This is a genomic window from Streptomyces tatrensis, from assembly GCF_049310065.1.
Taxonomy (GTDB): domain Bacteria; phylum Actinomycetota; class Actinomycetes; order Streptomycetales; family Streptomycetaceae; genus Streptomyces.
This window is the reverse complement of sequence record NZ_JBMDLB010000011.1, coordinates 154160-171845: the sequence shown is the minus strand read 5'-3', so window position 1 is coordinate 171845 and position 17686 is coordinate 154160. Positions and strand designations below refer to the sequence as shown.

9 protein-coding genes are annotated in these 17686 nt (G+C 70.0%); 7 read left to right on the top strand and 2 right to left on the bottom strand.

Annotated features, from left to right (window positions below):
* Positions 1 to 59: 59 nt before the first annotated feature.
* Positions 60 to 2297, bottom strand: a complete 2238-nt coding sequence (locus ACODT5_RS16480) for an FG-GAP repeat domain-containing protein (protein WP_422520041.1) — start codon at positions 2295 to 2297, stop codon at positions 60 to 62.
* 839 nt (positions 2298 to 3136) lie between these two features.
* Between ACODT5_RS16480 and ACODT5_RS16475 the strand changes: the two genes are divergently transcribed.
* Complete coding sequence (locus tag ACODT5_RS16475) at positions 3137 to 5482, top strand: terpene synthase family protein (RefSeq protein ID WP_422520040.1); 2346 nt, start codon at positions 3137 to 3139, stop codon at positions 5480 to 5482.
* 468 nt (positions 5483 to 5950) lie between these two features.
* Here the strand turns inward: ACODT5_RS16475 and ACODT5_RS16470 are convergent, their stop codons facing one another.
* Positions 5951 to 6751 carry a bestrophin-like domain gene (locus tag ACODT5_RS16470; protein ID WP_422520039.1) on the bottom strand — a complete coding sequence of 267 codons (801 nt, stop codon included), beginning with the start codon at positions 6749 to 6751 and terminating at the stop codon, positions 5951 to 5953.
* Positions 6752 to 7098: 347 nt separating this feature from the next.
* Here ACODT5_RS16470 and ACODT5_RS16465 point away from each other — a divergent pair, with 347 nt between their 5' ends.
* The 6 genes from ACODT5_RS16465 (at position 7099) to ACODT5_RS16440 (ending at position 17346) form a co-directional block, all read left to right on the top strand.
* Positions 7099 to 7557 carry a flavodoxin domain-containing protein gene (locus ACODT5_RS16465; RefSeq protein ID WP_422520038.1) on the top strand — a complete coding sequence of 153 codons (459 nt, stop codon included), beginning with the start codon at positions 7099 to 7101 and terminating at the stop codon, positions 7555 to 7557.
* Between the two features lie 806 nt (positions 7558 to 8363).
* The gene (locus tag ACODT5_RS16460) at positions 8364 to 8945 is read left to right on the top strand and encodes a YdeI/OmpD-associated family protein (RefSeq protein ID WP_422520037.1); all 582 of its coding nucleotides are present in this window, start codon (positions 8364 to 8366) and stop codon (positions 8943 to 8945) included.
* 1801 nt (positions 8946 to 10746) lie between these two features.
* Positions 10747 to 12663, top strand: a complete 1917-nt coding sequence (locus ACODT5_RS16455) for an FG-GAP repeat domain-containing protein (RefSeq protein WP_422520036.1) — start codon at positions 10747 to 10749, stop codon at positions 12661 to 12663.
* Between the two features lie 427 nt (positions 12664 to 13090).
* On the top strand, positions 13091 to 13855 hold the full coding sequence (locus ACODT5_RS16450) for a DUF4328 domain-containing protein (RefSeq protein WP_422520035.1): 765 nt from the start codon (positions 13091 to 13093) through the stop codon (positions 13853 to 13855).
* Positions 13856 to 14375: 520 nt separating this feature from the next.
* Positions 14376 to 15992, top strand: a complete 1617-nt coding sequence (locus tag ACODT5_RS16445; protein ID WP_422520034.1) for a hypothetical protein — start codon at positions 14376 to 14378, stop codon at positions 15990 to 15992.
* Between the two features lie 139 nt (positions 15993 to 16131).
* Positions 16132 to 17346, top strand: coding sequence for a trypsin-like serine peptidase (locus ACODT5_RS16440; RefSeq protein WP_422520033.1), 1215 nt, complete (start codon positions 16132 to 16134; stop codon positions 17344 to 17346).
* The last annotated feature ends 340 nt before the right edge of the window (positions 17347 to 17686 follow it).

Here is a 17686-nt window from a genome sequence, read left to right as displayed (position 1 = left end):
GGTCCGTCAGGCCGGACGGATCCCAGGGCTCAGGGCTAAGGGCTCAGGGTTCGGGATCGTCAGGCGATGCTGTTGAACTTGGTGCCCTCGCCCGCGTACAGCGGCGTGCTCTGACGGCTGAACGGTGCGGTGGTGATCCCCGTCGAGCGGTAGACGTAAGTGCCGGCCGAGCCGTAGGCGATCAGGTCGGGGCGGCCGTCGCCGGTGACGTCCCCGGCGCCCACCAGCTGCGGGAAGGCGTTCCAGCCCCCGCCGATCTTCACGCGCGTGGCGAAGCCGCCCGCGCCGTTGCCCTGGTAGAGCCACAGGACTCCGGCGGTGTCGCGGGCGACGAGGTCCCCGGCGGCGGACCCGGCGATGTTGCCGAGCGCGGTGATCTGGTTGTAGATCTGCCATCCGCCGCCGATCTTGGTGCGGGCTGCGTAGGGGGCGGTGGCGCTGCCGGTGCCCTTGTAGAGCCACAGGACGCCCGCGGTGTCGGTGGCGACGAGGTCGGCTCGCCCGTCGCCCGTCAGGTCGCCACCACCGGTGATCTTGTTGTAGATCTGCCAGCTGGTGCCGATTTTCACGCGCGGGGCGAAGGTGCCGTCACCCTTGCCCGTGTACATCCACAGCACGCCGGAGCCGTCGCGGGCGATGACGTCGCCCGCCGCGCTGCCCGCGATGTTGCCCACGGCCTCGATCTGGTTGTAGATCTGCCAGCCGGTGGCCGCCTTCGTCCGCTTGGCCGGGGTGACCTGCCCGGTGGCTGAGGGCCAGTCGAAGAGGTCGTCGCGCCAGAGCACGCCCGCGGCGTCCCGGGCGAGGACGTCGCTGGAGCCGTTGTCGTTGAAGTCGTGCGGGTTGGCCTTGCGGGTGACCCGGAAGCTGCCCGAGGCGGTGGCCGCACTGGCGCCGCCTGCCGAGGTGGCGGTGAACTGCCAGGTGTAGTCACCGTTCGGGGCGCTGATACCTCCGAGGACGCCGTCCCAGGCGAAGCCGAAGGTGCTGCCGGCGGCCGGCCGGTCGAGGGTCTTGGTGAGTTTGCGGCCGGTGGCCGTGTGCGTGAGCGTGAGCTCCGCGGTCGCCTTGGCGTGCGACAGGGTCCATGCCATCGGCACGGCGGTGCCCGGCTTCTCCAGGCTCACCGCGGTGGGCACCTTGGAGCCGGTGATCTTCACGTCCGGGACCCGTCCGGTGTCCGCGACGAGCGTGACGCGCGGAATGCCGTCCGTCTCGTCGAAGATCCGAAACAGCCCGTCGGTGTCGGCCGTTGCGCCGCGGACCAGCAGGCTGCCGTCCGGTGCGTGGGCCACGCTCGAGTAGTGCTCCAGCAGCTTGTACGGCGCGGCGTCGGCCGTGGTGACGCTCCGGGCGTACAGCGGGCGCAACGTCTCGTCGGTGGCCTTCCCCGCAACGCCGTAGAGCAGCGTGTTCCCGGCGATGCCGGCGATGGCGGCGCCGCTCATGGAGCTGTCCATGGCGTACTGCCGGGTCATGATGCTCCGCCCGCTCACCACGAGCTTCGTGACCCCGCCTGCATACTCGCTCCACGCCCGGTAGTCGGAGGTGTAGGCGCCCGTGGACGCCGGTCCCCACGCACCGGTGAGCTGCTTGGCGCCGGAAGGGCCGGTGAAGCCCAGGAGCTCGCTCCAGAACTCGGTGTAGAAGGTCGAGGACGAGGGGAAGAGCCGGTTGCTGCTCAAGATGAGCGCGTGGCTGGCCGTGGAGGCGACGACCTTGAAGTTCTGGCTGTACGGGTAGTCCGAGAGCTTCGTCTTCCTCGTGCTGCCGTCGACCTGGGTGAGCTGCCACAGCTCGTGGTAATCCGCGTTGGTCGGGACGCTCACGAAGAGTTTCCGACCGACCACGCCGACGAGCTTCGCCCCGGTCCCGAACTCGGTGACGAGGTCGAAGGACGCCGACCAGGCGGCGCCGGGCGCCATGTCCCGCAGGGTGAATGCGCTGCCGCCGTCGCCGGTCACGACGACGTCGGAATTGCTGTCGTGGCCCACGGTGCCACCGCCGACCGGTTGCACCGAGCCGTCGGAGTACGTATGCCACTCCAAGATCGTGCCGCCGGAGCCGTCCTTGCGGGTCGTGAGATAGCCGTAGTCGCCGGTGCTGACGATCTCGGCGTCGAGCGGAAGGTCCGCCCCAGCGGTAGAGAGCGTCGCGGCCGATACCACCATGGCGTTCGCCGACGCGGGAGCGGCCGTTGCCCCGGGCGAGGCCAGGACGCCGACGGCGGCCGTCACGGCGAGAACGGTCGCGGCGCAGGCGTCGAGACGGTGCCTGGTGGTGCGTACGGATGCCAAGGAACAACCCCCTGATGAGCCGATCGGTACGCACACACGTGTGTACCCTCGGATCAGACTCGCGAGGTCGGACAGTGGTTGTACGGTCGTCCCCACTATCTGCTGCTCATGGCGAGAAGACATAGACGCAGTGAGCTGTTTCCAACCTGACGGGTGGTTCGACCGGCAGCCCCCGCGGCGGGCCTGACGAAATCTCTCGGTAGACGGGTTCACGACCAAGATCACCAGTCCGCCAGGAGCTTCGCGTCCTTGTCCACCCGTCGGGCATCGATCTGGCCAGCCGACGCCCAGAAGGGCTAGCCCGCCTTGTCGCTCTTGCTCTTGTTCCTGTTGCTGGCCGCGGAGACCGCCATCAACGTGTCGCCATGATCACCTGCGTCCGCGGTCCCCGTTCCGGTACGAGCGATCTTGCGGGTGCTTCGAGGGTATGGCGCACCGCGTCCACGGCTGCGCGCTGGTGAGTACGGGGTTCGTGGCCATGAAGGCATGCTCCCGGGCAGCACGACAGCCACCTGACGGCGATTAATCCGCAAGGTCCGGTCACTCATTCGGAGGGCCTGCGCCGACGGGGCTGGTGGTGCCTGGTCGGGGCCCGGGAGACTCGCTGGGTGGGATGTCCGGGTGCGGTGGCGGGCGGTGGGCCTGCTGGCACGGACAGGTGAAGAGGGTTCAAAGCAGATGCGGATGGTCGACGGTCCCGGGTGTCGGGGAACGTGCAGTGTGCAGTGGCATGAGGCCGGGAGCGGGATCGCCCTGTGGGCGGCCCGTTGGGGCTTGGTGTCCGGTGAGGCGAGGCGCGCCGACTGGCACGTTGGGGCCAGGGAAGGATGGCGGGGTTCGTGGCCCCGACGGCCACGGCGCCAGAGCTGACGCTGTTGGGGTGTTGGGGTGCGTTCATCGCGTTGGTGGACGACGGTTTCGACCAGGGCCCGGAACCGGCTTCGCCCGCGCAGACGCAGGCCACCCTCGAACCCCTCGTCGCGGTGGTCTCCGACGACGTCTCGGGGACGGTGCCCGGGACGCCGGCTGTCGCCGCGTTGCGGGATTTGCGGCGTCGCACGGCCGAGGGAACCACGCCGCAGTGGCGTGAGCGTTTCGCCGCCGCCTATGCCGCGTTCGCGGAGGCGACCTGCGAGGAGGCCCGCTGGCGTGACAGCGGCTTCGCCCCCAACCTGGACCAGTACGTGCGGCTGAGGCGCCGCACGATCACGGTCGAACCGCTGCTCCTGGTCGTGGAACGCTTCCTGCCCGCATATCCGCAGGCGGACGCCCTGCGTGACATCTGCGCGGACGTCATCGCGTGGACGAACGACCTGGCGGACGCCGCCGCCGAACAGGCGGGCCAGGTGGGCCTGGTCGATGTCCTGGCCCGGGAGCGGGGCTGTGACCGTGGTGAGGCGGCGGCGGTCGCCCGGTTGATGATCGAGGACCGGCTCGACGCCTTCGACACGACCGTCACCCAGCTCGCGGTAGACCACCCGCACGCCGAGGACACGGACGGCCGGGTCGAGCTGCTCCGCACCTTTTTCTACGGGGCGGTGACCTGGCAGCACGAGAGCCAGCGCTACCGCGCACCCCTGCCCGCCCAAACCCCGACCAGCCCACTCCCCCCCGACCCGGCGGAGGAGGCGGCTGTCCGACTGGAGCGCAGGCTGTCCATGGCGGTGGCGGCGGGTGGAGCGGTCACGGAGCACTGCGCGGGCCGCGTCCTGGAATCCGCGCTCCTCCTGGCCCTGCTCCGCACCCGCAACACCCACCACCCGGAACAGCAGCAGCTGACCGCCTACCTCGAAGAGCGACGGCACGATGCGGACCCGCTCGACGCCCTCCTGATCGATGCCTGCCTGCGCCCCGACGCCCTGCCGCCCGACGCCGCCGCGCCCCTGACCGGCGAGACGGCTGCTATCGGCTCGGTGGGCGGCCGGGGCCGGTTCAAGCGGAGCATGCTGTACGCCGTCCTCCACGTCCTGGGCGGTCTGCGCCTGAGCAGTGCGGACACTCCCACGCCCGGCGCCGGGACACTGTCCACGTTCACCATGGTCAACCTGCTGGCTGTCCGTGCCCTGTTCGCGCAGGCCACCGGTGCCCCGTACACGCTGTCCACCCGTGAACGCTTCCACCCCGCGGAGGTCCTGGGGGAGGCGGACGGCCGTCTGGCGTGGGAGTCCAGCGCCGCCACCCACCTCCTCGGTTTGCACGCCCTGCAGACCTACCGCCCCAGCCACCCCCTGATCGACCAGGCCATCACGGGCCTCCTCCTGACCCGTGACCTCGATGGCGGGGTGCCGTTCCTCGACAGCCAGGATGTGTGGCTGGCCGCGGTCGCGGGCCTCGCCTTCCTCGAACGGCCGGCCCTGCGCCGCTATGCGGCCCGCATGGGCCGGTTCGTCGCCGACTGGCAGACCCCGGATGGTGGCTGGCCCTTCGCGAGCGGCATCCGTCAGAGCGACGTCGACACCGCCGCCCGCTGCATGGAATTCCTCCAGGCTCTCGACCCGCAGCGTTACCGGCACCATCTGGACCGGGGCGCGGCCTACCTCACCACCAAAGTGGGTCCCGACGGCGGCTTTCCCACCTGGCTCCAGGGCGATGCCCCCGACCCCGACATGACCGCCGGCGCGATCCTCGCCCTGGCCCCCCGAGGCCCGGCCCACACCGACCTCGTGACCGCCGCGACCCGCTTCCTCCTCGACGCCCAACACCCCGACGGGACCTGGAATCCGAGCTGGACCCTCAGCGAATCCAGCGTCATCCTGCGCGCGGTCGACGCTCTCGACGCCGCCCGCACGGACCCCGGCACCGACGAGCCGCGTATCGGGGCGGCGATCGCCCGTGCGACGGCGCGGCTCCTGGCCACCCAGCAGCCGGACGGAGGGTGGGGCCGTACCCCGGACTGCGACAGTGACGCCCTGTCCACCGCCCAGGCTCTGCCCGTGATCGCCCGCCACGGCCCCCCTCACGCCACCGCTACCGCGATCGGCTACCTGCTCTCCCGCCAGGACGGGAAGGGCTCCTTCCCCGCCCCACCGGACCAGGTGGGTCCCCGGCCGCTGGCCTTCGACTATCCCGTCGTCGCCGACCTCCACACCCTCGCAGCCCTCAACCGCCGCACCGGCCACAGCCCCCTCGAGCCGGCCGTGCTCACGACCGCGTGGGTCCCGGCGTCCTGGACCTGCATGTCCTGATCGTCTTGGTCTACGACGAAGCTCAGCAGCCCCGAAGCAGCCGCCACCGGGCTCGCTGCGGCCAGCGCCCGACCCCTGGCCATGGCTGGCGCGGCGCACCGCGACCACCACCGCCCCCGCGCAGGCGCAGGCGCACGTAACGTACCGACGGAAGCGACCCGGGTAGCGGTCGCCACCTGAATGGGTACTACTGCTGAGCCTTCAGCGAGAACACCCAAGGTTCGGTGCGACAGAACAACAGGCCTGCCGACCTCGATCACGGTGACGGCCAGCCGCTACATCGGAGCCCCATAAGGGCAGAGGGCCAGCCGCCCTCCCCGGACGGCCGGCAGGGCGGCCGACCGGGCCCAGCCAGGCCGCGGAGGAGTGCGGGTAGGCAGGCGCCGGTGACGCCAGAAACGCCGGGCCGCCAAGTGTGAGGCGGCGAGATCGGCAGTGGGACCGGGCCCTCAGCGGGCAGAGGTGGGCTCAGACGGCCTTGCGGTTGCCCTGCTCGTCGCAGGGCAGTTCGGAGGCTGGGTGGTTGGTGGTGAAGTCGCGGGTCGCCTGGCGTTCGGCCTCGGTGATCGCTGTCGGCTCGACGTTGATGATGCCGCCGAAGGGACGGTCGACGTCCCGGATGATGCACAAGGCCGTGGTCAGCAGCGCGGTGATCACGATGAGCGTGATGAGTTGACCGCGGTTGTTGCGGCGGGGCAGACAGATACCGAGGGCCACCACGGTGATGGCCAAGGTGGCGAGCAGGAACCACAGGATCGCGGCGGGAATGCTGGCAGTGGCCTGGGTGAGGCGCTCTTCGCGTTCGTCGGAGCGCTTGTTGTCGGCGGCGATCAGCATGCCGAAGACGGGCTTGCCCTCCAGGGCGCGGAAGGTCTGGCGGAAATCCGTCGACCACGTGCTCGGCGCGGCCGAACCTGTGCCGTTGTTCATGGCCGGCCATTCCTGGGTGCGGACGGCGCGGGCGTAGCAGACGGCGTCGGCCTGGATACGTGCGCGCTGGGCCTCGGGAGCGTACTCGGCGGTCTCCACGAGCTGGTCCAGGGCCCGGGCCTCGCCGCGCGAGGCGACCTCGGCCTTGCCGTAGGAGCCGTTGGCGGTGACCAGGACGAAGGCCAGGAGCAGAACGGTCAGCGTCAGCAGCGGACCGACGAGGTCTTTGACGGCCATGCCCGTGTCGTCGTCCTCATTCAGGAGCCGGGGCCGTAGGTAGCGGTTGGCGGCGAGGCCTGCGAGCAGGGCGAGTACGGCGACGACGATGACGAGGGTCACGTGCGGATGCCTCCGAGAGACGGCGTTTACGGGTTCCCGCTGAGGGCGGCCGCCGCGATCATCGCGCGCGATGCGCGGCGGCCGGAACAGCGGAAACGATCGTTCGCCCCCGTACGGGGGACACCCTTTGGGCCGGCGGGAGCAGCCACACCGGACCGCGTCCGGGAGAGCCGGATCGGGTGGGCTGCTGATGGGTTCCGGGGCTTCGCTGTTCTGTGGCCCCCGACTTCCAACGTCTTCGTGATCGGTAGCGCGAATCGCAGCGGCCTGATCCTGGCGGGGTGTCACAGAACGCGCCCCTGCGCTGTCTTAGCTGCAGAACCGTGTACGAGAAGAGGAGAACCCGGATGAAGACCGTGATCGTGTGTGCGTCGGTGTCGCACGGCAACACCCGCAAGATCGCCGAGGTGATGGCCGAAGTCCTGGGTGCGAAGGTCGTGACCCCCGAACAGGCCGATCCCGCCGAGGTGGCCGCCGCCGACCTCGCCGCCTTCGGGTCGGGGATCTTCTACTCGAAGTTCCACCCCACCCTGCTCGATTTCGTCAGATCCCTCCCGGCCCCCACGGGTACCGGCCGGGCGACGATCTTCGCGACCAGTGGTCTGCCGGAACTCAAGGTCGCCCCCTTCACCCGCCCCCTCCTCAACCTCCTGACGGAGCGCGGCTACACGGTGGAGGACAGCTTCGACTGCCGCGCCTACGACACGTGGACGCCGTTCAAGCTTCTCGGTGGCATCAACAAGAACCGGCCGAACGAGACCGACCTGGCGCTGGCCCTAGGGCACGCGGAGCTGCTGCGGGGCTAAGGCGATCGACGAAGCCACCGACGACGGGCTGCCGGGGGAGCTGGCGGACCCAGGGACGCCGGGCATCGCCGGAACTCTGAGGACCACGACTATTTCGGCACCACAGTCTCGGCGGCCGCCGTCAACAAGGACGGCCGGCCCGAACTGTCCATCAGCGCGATGGGCGAGCACTCCGTATGTTCCCTGCCGGGCGGCGCCCACGGACCCACCCCTGCAGGCAGCACCCTGATCAACTCCCGCTCAGTCCTCGAGGGCGGCGTCTCGTTCGGCGGGGAAGGCATCGTCGGCTAGACACCAGGACCCACGGGAGGGCCGGTGCCGCAGGCGGGATGGGCCGTTGCTTCCGGGGCGGGACCGTCGACCTGAACTGCCGACTCGGCTCTGTCGAGACGGCCCTTTGAGTCGTGATGTCGGGCGGGACCCACGGACAGTCCGAGCCCGTCCCGAAGTAGGCGTCAGCCCGACGTGGTCGGCCGATCGCGTAGGCGAAGGCGAAGGCGAAGGCGGCCTCGGAAACTTGCGAGCACCCCGGATCCCAGTTCGGGGTGCTCGCCTGCGTGGCGCCCCCATCGTCGAATCTGCCTTCTTCGGGGCCGTGATGAACGTTCGCGTAGACGAGAACCTCTACGTTCGGCTCACCGGAGGTTCGCCGTCGCTCGCGAACGGGGAACCTCTGCGGACATGAGCCGGTTCCGCTGGGAGGCCAGATCCCCCTCCGGCTGAGGCCGTGAAATTCGGCGGAGTCGGGGGGCTGCGGGTCTAAAGTAGGTCAGAATCTGTCCTATCTGGCCTCTAGCCTGCGGTTCATGCAGAAATACGAGGACGGTGTCGAGATTCTTGTCCCCGCGAGCCCGGCCGAGCTGGAGGCATGGCTCGACGAGCATCACGGGGAGCGGACCGCACTCTGGGTGAAGATCGCCAAGAAGCACACCGGCATCCCGTCGCTCACCTGGGAAGAGATGGTTGACACGGTGCTCTGCTTCGGCTGGATCGACGGTTTGCGGCGCGGCTTCGACGACACGTATTTCTTGCAGCGCACGACACCCCGCCGCCCCCGCTCGCCCTGGTCGCAGGTGAACGTCGACAAGGCCGAGGCCCTGATTGCCGAGGGACGGATGCGCCCCCGCGGCCTCGCCGAGGTCGAGGCGGCGCGGGCGGACGGTCGCTGGGCGAGGGCATACGCCTCGCAGAAGAACGCCACCGCACCGCCGGATCTCGTCGAGGCGCTCGACGCGAACCCGACGGCGCGGGCGTTCTACGAGACGCTCGGCAAGTCCGACCAGTTCGCCCTGTATCTCAGCCTGGTCACCGCCCGCACCGAGAAGACCCGGCTGGCCCGCCTGGAGCGGATGGTGGCGACGATGGCGAGGTCCGAGCGGCCGTCATGATCAACCGTACGGGGGGCTAGCGGGCCCGACGCCCGCCCCGAAAGGCCCTCGGCGGACAACCCACCCGCGCGGGCGGCGCCCACCCTGGGCCCGGCCGTCTGTCCAGGCTGCGTTCGGCCGACTGCCCGGGCACGTTGTTGTCCGACGGGGCGCCGCAGCGTCGAACCACTGAAAGGGGGTCTGGGCAAATTTCGGCGCATACCCGTCAGTAAGCGGGCGGAATGCTTGCAGGTTTGATAGTTCTGGCCTGAGCTGGCGGACTGGTTGCGCCGTCGGGATAGGGGTGAGGGCCGTGCGCGAGGCTGGTCGTCCGCGGGTTGTTGTCTGCCCGCACTGCAAGGCCACGGACCGGGACGGCGAGGCGAGGACGCTGTTCGCTGCCGGCGGTGTGCTCTCGGTGACCTGGCACGTCCGCGGATGTCCGCACTTGGCTGCAGACCGGATCCTCGCCGAGGCGCCCGGCCGGTGACCGGCCTGACGAAGCGACTGCCCCTTCAGCCGGATCACGCCGTCGCCTCCCAGCCGTACCCGCGGGCCCGGCGCATCAGCCGCTCGGCCGCGAGCTGGGTCGACTTGGGCAACGTGTCCAAGGCCGATCCGGCTGCGTTTCCGCAGGGATCTCCTTCTGGTGAGCTTCCCCGGCGTCGGGCACCGTCAACGAGATGCCTTCCGGCTTGCCCCCGCGTTCGACTGTGACTGAACACGAAATACGCCAAGACGTGCGAGCAGCTCGCCGAGTAACCTCGGGGCCTCGGCCTATGCACGTGTTCCGGTCCCGCCTGGGGGAGGTCATCGGGTGGTTTGCCCCTGAACACGGAACGCCGCAGGCTGCCGGGGAAGGACTCTTGGCGGCGCGCCTGCCAGCAATGACCAGCGGGCAGGCAACGACCGCTATTTCAGAGTCGGGGTCGCATGGGTGAGGGCGAGGACGAGGCAGACATGGTCACCGGCGACACGTCCCCCGACCACCACACCGGCCCGGACGCCACTGTCAACGCCCGCATCCAGCACACGGAAGCGGAGGAGTGGCACACGCTCACCGGTAGCCCGTCCCCTCCCGCCGGACGACCTCGCCGAGTTTCACGAGCACACCATCCAGGCCCTGCGAGCCGGCGGTGGACTGAAGTTTCCCGCACCAGTTTAGGGCGGTATTGGGGGTTCCTCCGTGGGCCCAGGGTCCGCTCGTGGTGGGAGTTTTCGTGGCTTGGGCTGTGATGAGAGGCGGCCGGTGGAGGCGTGGCCGAGGGTGGCGGCGGCGCGGGTGAGGAGGCGGTGCTCCTCGGAGGGGAGAGCGAGCACGATGCAGGTGGCGTCGGCGCCGGGCAGGGCCAGGGAGATTGCCTGGTAGGCGCTACGGGAGGCACAACAGGCCTGCGCTGACCGTGGGCGGGACCACCACGCAAGCACTGGCGGGCTGGGTGGTACGGTCCGCTTCTGCGATCAAGTGCGCATGGGCGTGAGCAGGGTGAATCCCCGCGTCCGGTCAGACTGTTTCAACTCGGGGGCCCACATGCCGTACCGCCGCACGTCCCGGCGACTTGTCTCTCTCGCCGTCCTCACCGCTCTTGCGGCGGCCGGGGGCCCGGTGGTTCTCCCCGCGGCCGCCGCGCCGGGGCCGTCGGCGGAGGCTGAGGCCCTGGCGGGACTGCCGAGGATTTCCAGGGACGCCCGGGTGTTGGGTGGGGGTCCGGGGGGTTTCCTCACTCGGGGGAGCGGTTGGGAGGCGACCTGGACGCGTTACTCCGACGGCTCGGCCACGCGGATTGATCTCTTTGCGACCGGCGACGTGGAGGTTGGAGCCATGTCCGACACGGTGGTCAGGTCGAGCCGGCCGGTGCGGCTGCACCACATGGACACAGGGACCACCAGTGAGGTGGACGTGTTCGGGATGGGCTACAACTACCAAGGCGCTGTCGGCACCACCCTCATCGCCCTCGGGTTCCGCCCCGGGTCGACCCCGCTGCTCCACCTGCTCAGCGACCCCCGGAAGGGGATGACGGACCGGGCTATCAGTGGCCTGCCTCGCGGCATCCTGAGTGACAGGGTTGTCGCGTATGGCGATGGTGCCTTCGTCTACGAGTACGAGACCGGTGACAAGGAGGACCCGGTCATTCACCACGCGGTCGTCGATGTCGCTTCCGCGCGCATTGTGAACACCTACCGGGTGTGGCGCTCCTGGGGTGATGTGGCCCTCTCGGGTACGCACGTCGCCTGGATCGGTACCGCCAACGATGTGGACGGCACCGTCGTCCGCATGGCGAAGCGTGGTTCCTCGAGCGTGTCTGTGACCAAGGTCGGGCAGATGGGCGACCGCCCGTTGCTCGGCCTGCTGGGCGGCTGGTGGCTCGCCGCCCCGCAACGGGGCGATGATTCTGACGATCACGCCCTGTACGCCCATCCCCTGGGTGGGGGCGCGCCGCGCAAGGTGCTGGACTTTGTCAACTCCTACACCCCGGGCCTGGCTCCGGGCGGGGCCCTGCTGGTGAAGGGCGGTACGGTCGCCCACGGTGATGGGCTCTACCGCATCACTCTGGGCTCCGACGGGCTCCCGCGCGCCGAGATCGTCGCCACGATGAAGCCGCCCACTGAGGTGACCCTCGTACGCGAGGAGATACCCACCGCCATCGACCTCTCCCGCGCGCCGTCGGTCAGCCTGAACTGGAAGCTGTCACGCGACAACGTCCGCACGGAGTTCATCCTGCACAACGTGAGGACCGGCAAGCGCGGCCACTACTACGACGCGGACATCCTCCGGCCGGAGAACACCGAAAGCGGCTTCTTCGAACTCCACTGGGACGGACTGCTGAACGGCATGCACATGCCAGCTCCCAACGGGGAGTACGAATGGCAGATCATCGCCAGGCCGCGCGACGGCATCGGCCGCACCCTCGTCGTGAACGGCCGGTTCACCGTCTCCCGGGACGCGGCACCGCACGACCTGACAGACGATGGCACGCCCGACCTCCTCGCCCGCACCCGGGACGGGCACCTCATCAGCCAGAACACCCTCTACGACAATGGCGTGATATCCGGTTCGTCGGGTTACGCGACGGACCTCGGCAGCTTCTGGGGGAAGTACACCGCGCTCGTGGCCGCGGGGAATGCCGGCGGCTCCCGGCACGCCGACCTCCTGGCCCGTGACGGGGAGGGCGTCCTGTGGCTGTATACCGGGAAGGGCGACGGGAAGTTCGCCGCCCGGAGCAAGGTCGGGGGCGGCTGGAACACGTACGACGAACTGACCGCGGGCGGCGACCTGACCGGCGACGGCAAGGCGGACCTCCTCGCCCGCGACAAGGACGGCGTGCTCTGGCTGTACAAGGGCACCGGCACGACCGACGCCCCGTACGCGACCCGGAAGCGGATCGGCTCGGGCTGGAGCCAGTACGACGCCCTGGTCTCGGCGGGGAACCTCGCCGGCGGCGCGGCGGGCGACCTCCTCGCACGTGACAAGGCCGGGGTGCTGTGGCTGTACCGCGGACGCGGCGACGGCACGTTCGGCACGCGCGCGCGTATCGGGTCGGGCTGGGACCGGTTTAAGGACCTGGTGGCCTGGGGCGACGCCAACAGGGACGGGACCCCCGACCTCTACGCACGCGACAAGACGGGCAAGGGCTGGTTCTACCAGGGCACGGGAGACGCCACAGCACCCTTCCGCAGCCGCAAAGCCCTAGCCCCGGACCTCAACTACGACCCGCAGGAGTACACCGAAGTCCTGTGACACTGGGCAGACCTCGGGAAAGGCTTCGCAGGTCCGACGTGCTGCGGTGCAACTTGCCTCAGGGGCACTGCCGCGGAACTCGGCAGCGTCGAGTTAGTAGCGGCCACGGCCCTCTTCAGACTGGGCCGTGGCCGCGTACGACGCCTGTCTGGCCGCCTTCGGCCCGGATTGCGCCCGCACCGGCAGGGCCGAGGCGTTCCTCGACTGCATCGGCGGCGCTTGAGTGGACGCGCCAAACAGGCAGGGCCCCCGGCGAGCAGCCATCAGCGAGCGAGACGAAGCCGGATCCGGTACTCCGGCATGCCCGTGAGTGCGCCCCGGGGCGGCGTCACCGTGGTGGCTAAGCACCGCCGCGGGGCGCCGCCCGTCTTCCCGGCCCAATCCTTTTGCCAGTCACACGTTCACGTTCCCACGGGGGTATCACTTCATGTCCTTCAGCACGCCCGGTTCACCGACCGCATCGAACCCTGACCCCGACCGTGCCCACCAGCCGGTCCCCTTCCAGCCGTTGACAGGCTGGACCTCGCCGCCCGCGATGCCCCGCCCGCCCCGCGGCCTTGCCATCGCCACGGTCGTACTGCTCTCGATCTCCGGCGTCTACGCTCTGCTCCTGACCGGCACCGGCCTCTACGTCCGCTCGGAACTGGCCAGTGGCCGGTACCCCGAGGCAGGAAGCGCGGACAGCTCTACGCTGCCGGACATGCTGATGGCCCTGGCCGCTGCCATCCAGATACCGCTTCTGCTGGCCACGGGCACCGTCTTCATCACCTGGTTCTACCGGGCACACACGACCGCCAAGGCCTTCAGGCCCGACACGGCGACCCGGTCCAGCGGCTGGGCCATCGGTGGCTGGTTCATCCCCTTCGGCAACCTGGTCATCCCGGTCCGCATCGCGAGGGAGACCTGGGAAGCGAGCCGCCAGCTCGCCCCCAACGGCTCCGACCAGCCCACCTCGACCGCGTTCATCACCTGGTGGTGGCTGATGTGGCTCCTGTCCCTGCTCGCCGACCGCGTGTACGGCGCCGTGTACGAGAGCGCCACCGACGCGGCGGGCCTCTCCGCAACCGCCACCGCCGCCGCAGTACAAGGCGTGCTGTCGCTGGTGGCCGCCCTCCTCGCGATTCGCTTCGTGCACAGGCTTGCCGACCTCCAGACCGCCCGTGCAACAACGGGACCGTACGCCCCTGAGTAACAGACGGCAGACCGGGCCGGGGCGCGTGGTCAGGCCCCAGCCCCTCGAAGCCTGCCCCACCAACCCCCGACCGCGCCGGATCTGCGGAGCGGCACCGGCACGCGGTCCGGGCGGTGAGTCAGTGGCCGAGGGGAGGGCGCGTGTGGCCCTGTCGCACAGGCTTCCAACGCGTCACCCGCGCATGCGGCATGGGCGTCGGCGGGTGGTGGCCGGCTCTCTCCTCGCCACCGCGATCGCAGCGGCCGGCTGGGGAGCAGCCCACTACCCCTACCCGTAGGTCGCGTTGAGGCCGACGGCGATGCCGAGCCCCGCTAGGTCGGCTCCTGCTCGTTTCAGGGCCGAGTAGGAGCAGTACACCCCAGGCGAACGCCGTCGCGTTCGCCCTTGCGGGCCGGGCAATGGGTGAAACGGCGGGTTACCCCGGGCCGACCCGATGGATTGACGGACTCCGATTTGCAGGCGATAGTTGCGCGGCCGGGAAGGGGCCCGGCTGCACAACCAGGGGTGGGGCGCAATAGCCATGCATGGCACGAATGAAAACAACCAGTCCAACCCGGCCAATGAGGACAATGGCGTCACGCGTCCGGCCGGTGACGCGGCGTCGCACGCCACTGCGATAGCCGACGGAACCGGGCAGAAAGTCGCAGAAGCGAACATCTCTGCGTCCGGCGGCGCCGCGCAGGACACCCCGACGGATGAAGGCGTCGAGGGCGCCCGCGCAACGAGCCGAGCGCTGTTCACCGCGCGGCGGTTGGACGCGGCCCGGCAGGCCGCCCGTAGGGGACTGGAGGCGTACGGGCCGGACGCCGAGCTGTCGCTGCTCCTCGCGCTCGCGCACGTGGCCGAGGACGACGACGAGGAGGACGACCGCGCCGAACAGGTTTACCGGGACGCCCTCGAGGTGTTCCCCGACCACCTGGGGCTGCTCGCCGGATACGCAGAGCTCTGCCTGCACAGCGACTTCCAGGACCGCCCGGCCCGCAACACCCGGGGCCCCGCCCTCGCGGCACGGGTGGCCGAGCTGGCCCCCGGCTCGCCCGAGGCCCTGCGCGTGGCACGGGTGCGGAGCGCGCCGTGGCTGACGGCCGCCGGCGAGAGAGTGGCGCGGCGGCCGCGCGTCGCCCGTACTCAGCTGTTCGACCTGCGCCAGGCACTGGCGACGGGCCACGGTGTGCACGCCGCGGCCGAGCAGGCGCGGGCGGATGCCGCGCGGCGGCCGGACGACGCGCGCCGTGCGATGCTCGCCGAGGCCCTCGATGTGCTGGACCGGCCCGGACGGGTGGTGCTACTGCCGCTCGTCCGCAAACCCTCCGAGACGGGACTCGTGCGCGCCGTCCTGCTCAGCGCGGTTCTCATCGCCGTGGCCTTTCTGGAGCTTCCGCAATGGCTCTGGTGGGCCGGGCTCGTGGCCTACGGAGCGCTGCCCTTCTGGCTGGCCGGGGTGCTGCGCCGCGCCCGGCGCCGGGGTGGGCATTCCGCTGCCGCGCATCCGGTCCCGCTGGATCCGGCGCTGCCGGAACTGGCGCCCGTGCCGCCGTACTCGCGCCGCGAGCTGGACCTCGCCCTGGTGGGGGTGGCGGTGGTGCTGAGCTGCCTGGTGGGGGCCGGGATGTGGTCGTACATGCTGAGCACCGTGTATCCGCGCTACGGCGTCACTGCCCCGGACACGTTCCATGGCATGCGGCTCCTGTGGAACTCCCCGCTCAACCAGGAGTTGGAGGCGGCCTCCGCCACGGATCCGGAGGGCTACGAGTCCTTCACCCACGCGTACGGCGACCTCGAGACCAACGACGGCCTCATCGGCGTCCGCGTGCTGACGGGCGACTTGCACGACATGTCGGCGGACACCCTGAGCTCCTTCGCGGACTCCGTGCGCGCCGGCGCCGACCGTGTCGGCGCGACGGTGAACCGATCCTGGAAACCGGCGTCCGGACCGGCCGGGGGCTGGCTGGAGTGCGTGGGCCTCACCACCTCCGACGGTGGCCTGCGTGCCGTGTGCCTGTGGGGTGACAAGGGCAGCTCCGGCATGGTGACGTTCATGGACCCGGACCTGGCCGCCCGGGCCGACTCCCTGACCCGCGAGCTCCGCGCGGCACTCATTCACCCGGCGGGCGACGCGGGACGACAGCTGGGCTGAGTGTCCCAGCCTCGTCGCGCGAGGACGCGGCGAAGCTCGCGCCGTGGATGCCGAGGGAACAGTTCAACGACTCTGGGAACAGGACTCCTACCGACTGGTAGCTTCGTTCGGAAACTCGTTCTATCCAGAGGAGTACGACATGAGGATGCGCCTGTTAGCCCACCGACGGTTTTCCGTGCTGGCCCTTGCGGTGGCCGCGGCCACCGCAACAACTGTGGGAAGCGCCCCGGCTGCACACGCCGCCGGACCCGCCGAACTTCGCCTTGTCCCTCTCGGTGCCGGCTACGAGGCCGGACTTCAGGAGCAGGTCGGGTATTGGAACCTGAACCGCCTCTCAGCCGCATCGCTCAACGGTGACGGGTCCGAAGCCGTCGCTCCGGCAGCCGGATGGGATGACACCGCCCGGCCCTGGGCCGGCGGCGGGAAGATCACCAAGACGGTAGGTAAACTGGTGATGCGGATGCGCAACGCCGACGGCACGGGCACGACCGATAACCTCGCGACCTGCACCGCCACGGTGGTCAAGAGCCAGAACCAGAGCGTCGTGGTCACCGCGGCACACTGCCTGCGCATCAACTGGGGCCTGAATGCTCCGCTGGACCTGAACCAGGTCGCCACGAACGTGCTGTTCATCCCCGACTTCCGGGGGGAGAACCTGCCGCGCGTCGCACCGGGCACCGACCTGGAAACCGGCCCTGCGATCGGCCCCGACGTCGCACCGTACGGAGTGTGGGCGGTGACCCGAGCCTGGTTGACCGAAGGCTGGGCGGCCCAGTCCAACCACTTCAACAACAACGACATGGCCGCCATGGTCGTCGACAACCCGGCCGACGACCGTCCGATCGAAGACGTCGTGGGCGGTGGCCAGCCGATCGGCTTCAACCCGGCCCGCACAACGCCACGCACCAATTTCGGCTACCCCACACTGAACATCAAGAGCTACAGCGGCCCCAACTTCTCCGGCACCGGCGCTGCGGTGATCAACGGCTCTCCGAACGTCAACAACATCCCCGCCCCGCAGCAGCGCATCTACGACGGACGCTCGCTGCTGTTCAGCCAGGGCCCGTCCTGGATCAACCGCGAGTGGTGGTGGGACACCAACAGCGACCTGATGAAGACCCAGCTCAGCCCCGGATCCAGCGGCGGACCTTGGTTCAAGGACTTCAATCAGGCCACCGGCGAGGGCGTCCTGGTCGGCGTCACCTCACACTTTGCCCAGTCCAGCACCGGCGGCCTCGACGCGATCGCCGAAGCCCAGAACCGTGCCCCCAGTCCCTACGTGGCTGGGACGAACTTCGGCAACCAGGAGAAGGCCACCTTCGAGACGGCGCAGTCCGCCATCCCCGGACCCTGACCCTGGCTGGCTTCTCAGGTACTCCCTGGGCGTGATGCTCGCGGCCGTCCTGCTGTCGCTGACGACCTCCGCCGGCTCGGCTCCCACCAACACCGACACCAACTTCGTGAACACGGTGAAGCCAGCCGACGTCCACGGCGAGCAGAACATTCGGAGCATCCTGCCGAGCGCCTACGTGACCGGCGGGTCGGCGGGTGGGCCGGTGGGCCGGTGCGGGGCCCTGGCTGGGACGGAACTCCCGGAAGCCCGCCGTGCCGGCCCCCTGCCGCGCTCGGTTGTTGATGAGGTCCCGCGGCATCTGGTCTGTGCTGCTGAGGCCGCAGCCGTCCTTCGTACGCGG

What these genes read in the sequence shown, in the direction of transcription:
- ACODT5_RS16440 (WP_422520033.1), top strand. Translation starts at nt 16,132, where the DNA reads ATGAGGATGCGCCTGTTAGCCCACCGACGGTTTTCCGTGCTGGCCCTT.
- ACODT5_RS16450 (WP_422520035.1), top strand. Translation starts at nt 13,091, where the DNA reads ATGTCCTTCAGCACGCCCGGTTCACCGACCGCATCGAACCCTGACCCC.
- ACODT5_RS16455 (WP_422520036.1), top strand. Translation starts at nt 10,747, where the DNA reads ATGTCCGACACGGTGGTCAGGTCGAGCCGGCCGGTGCGGCTGCACCAC.
- ACODT5_RS16445 (WP_422520034.1), top strand. Translation starts at nt 14,376, where the DNA reads ATGCATGGCACGAATGAAAACAACCAGTCCAACCCGGCCAATGAGGAC.
- ACODT5_RS16465 (WP_422520038.1), top strand. Translation starts at nt 7,099, where the DNA reads ATGAAGACCGTGATCGTGTGTGCGTCGGTGTCGCACGGCAACACCCGC.
- ACODT5_RS16460 (WP_422520037.1), top strand. Translation starts at nt 8,364, where the DNA reads ATGCAGAAATACGAGGACGGTGTCGAGATTCTTGTCCCCGCGAGCCCG.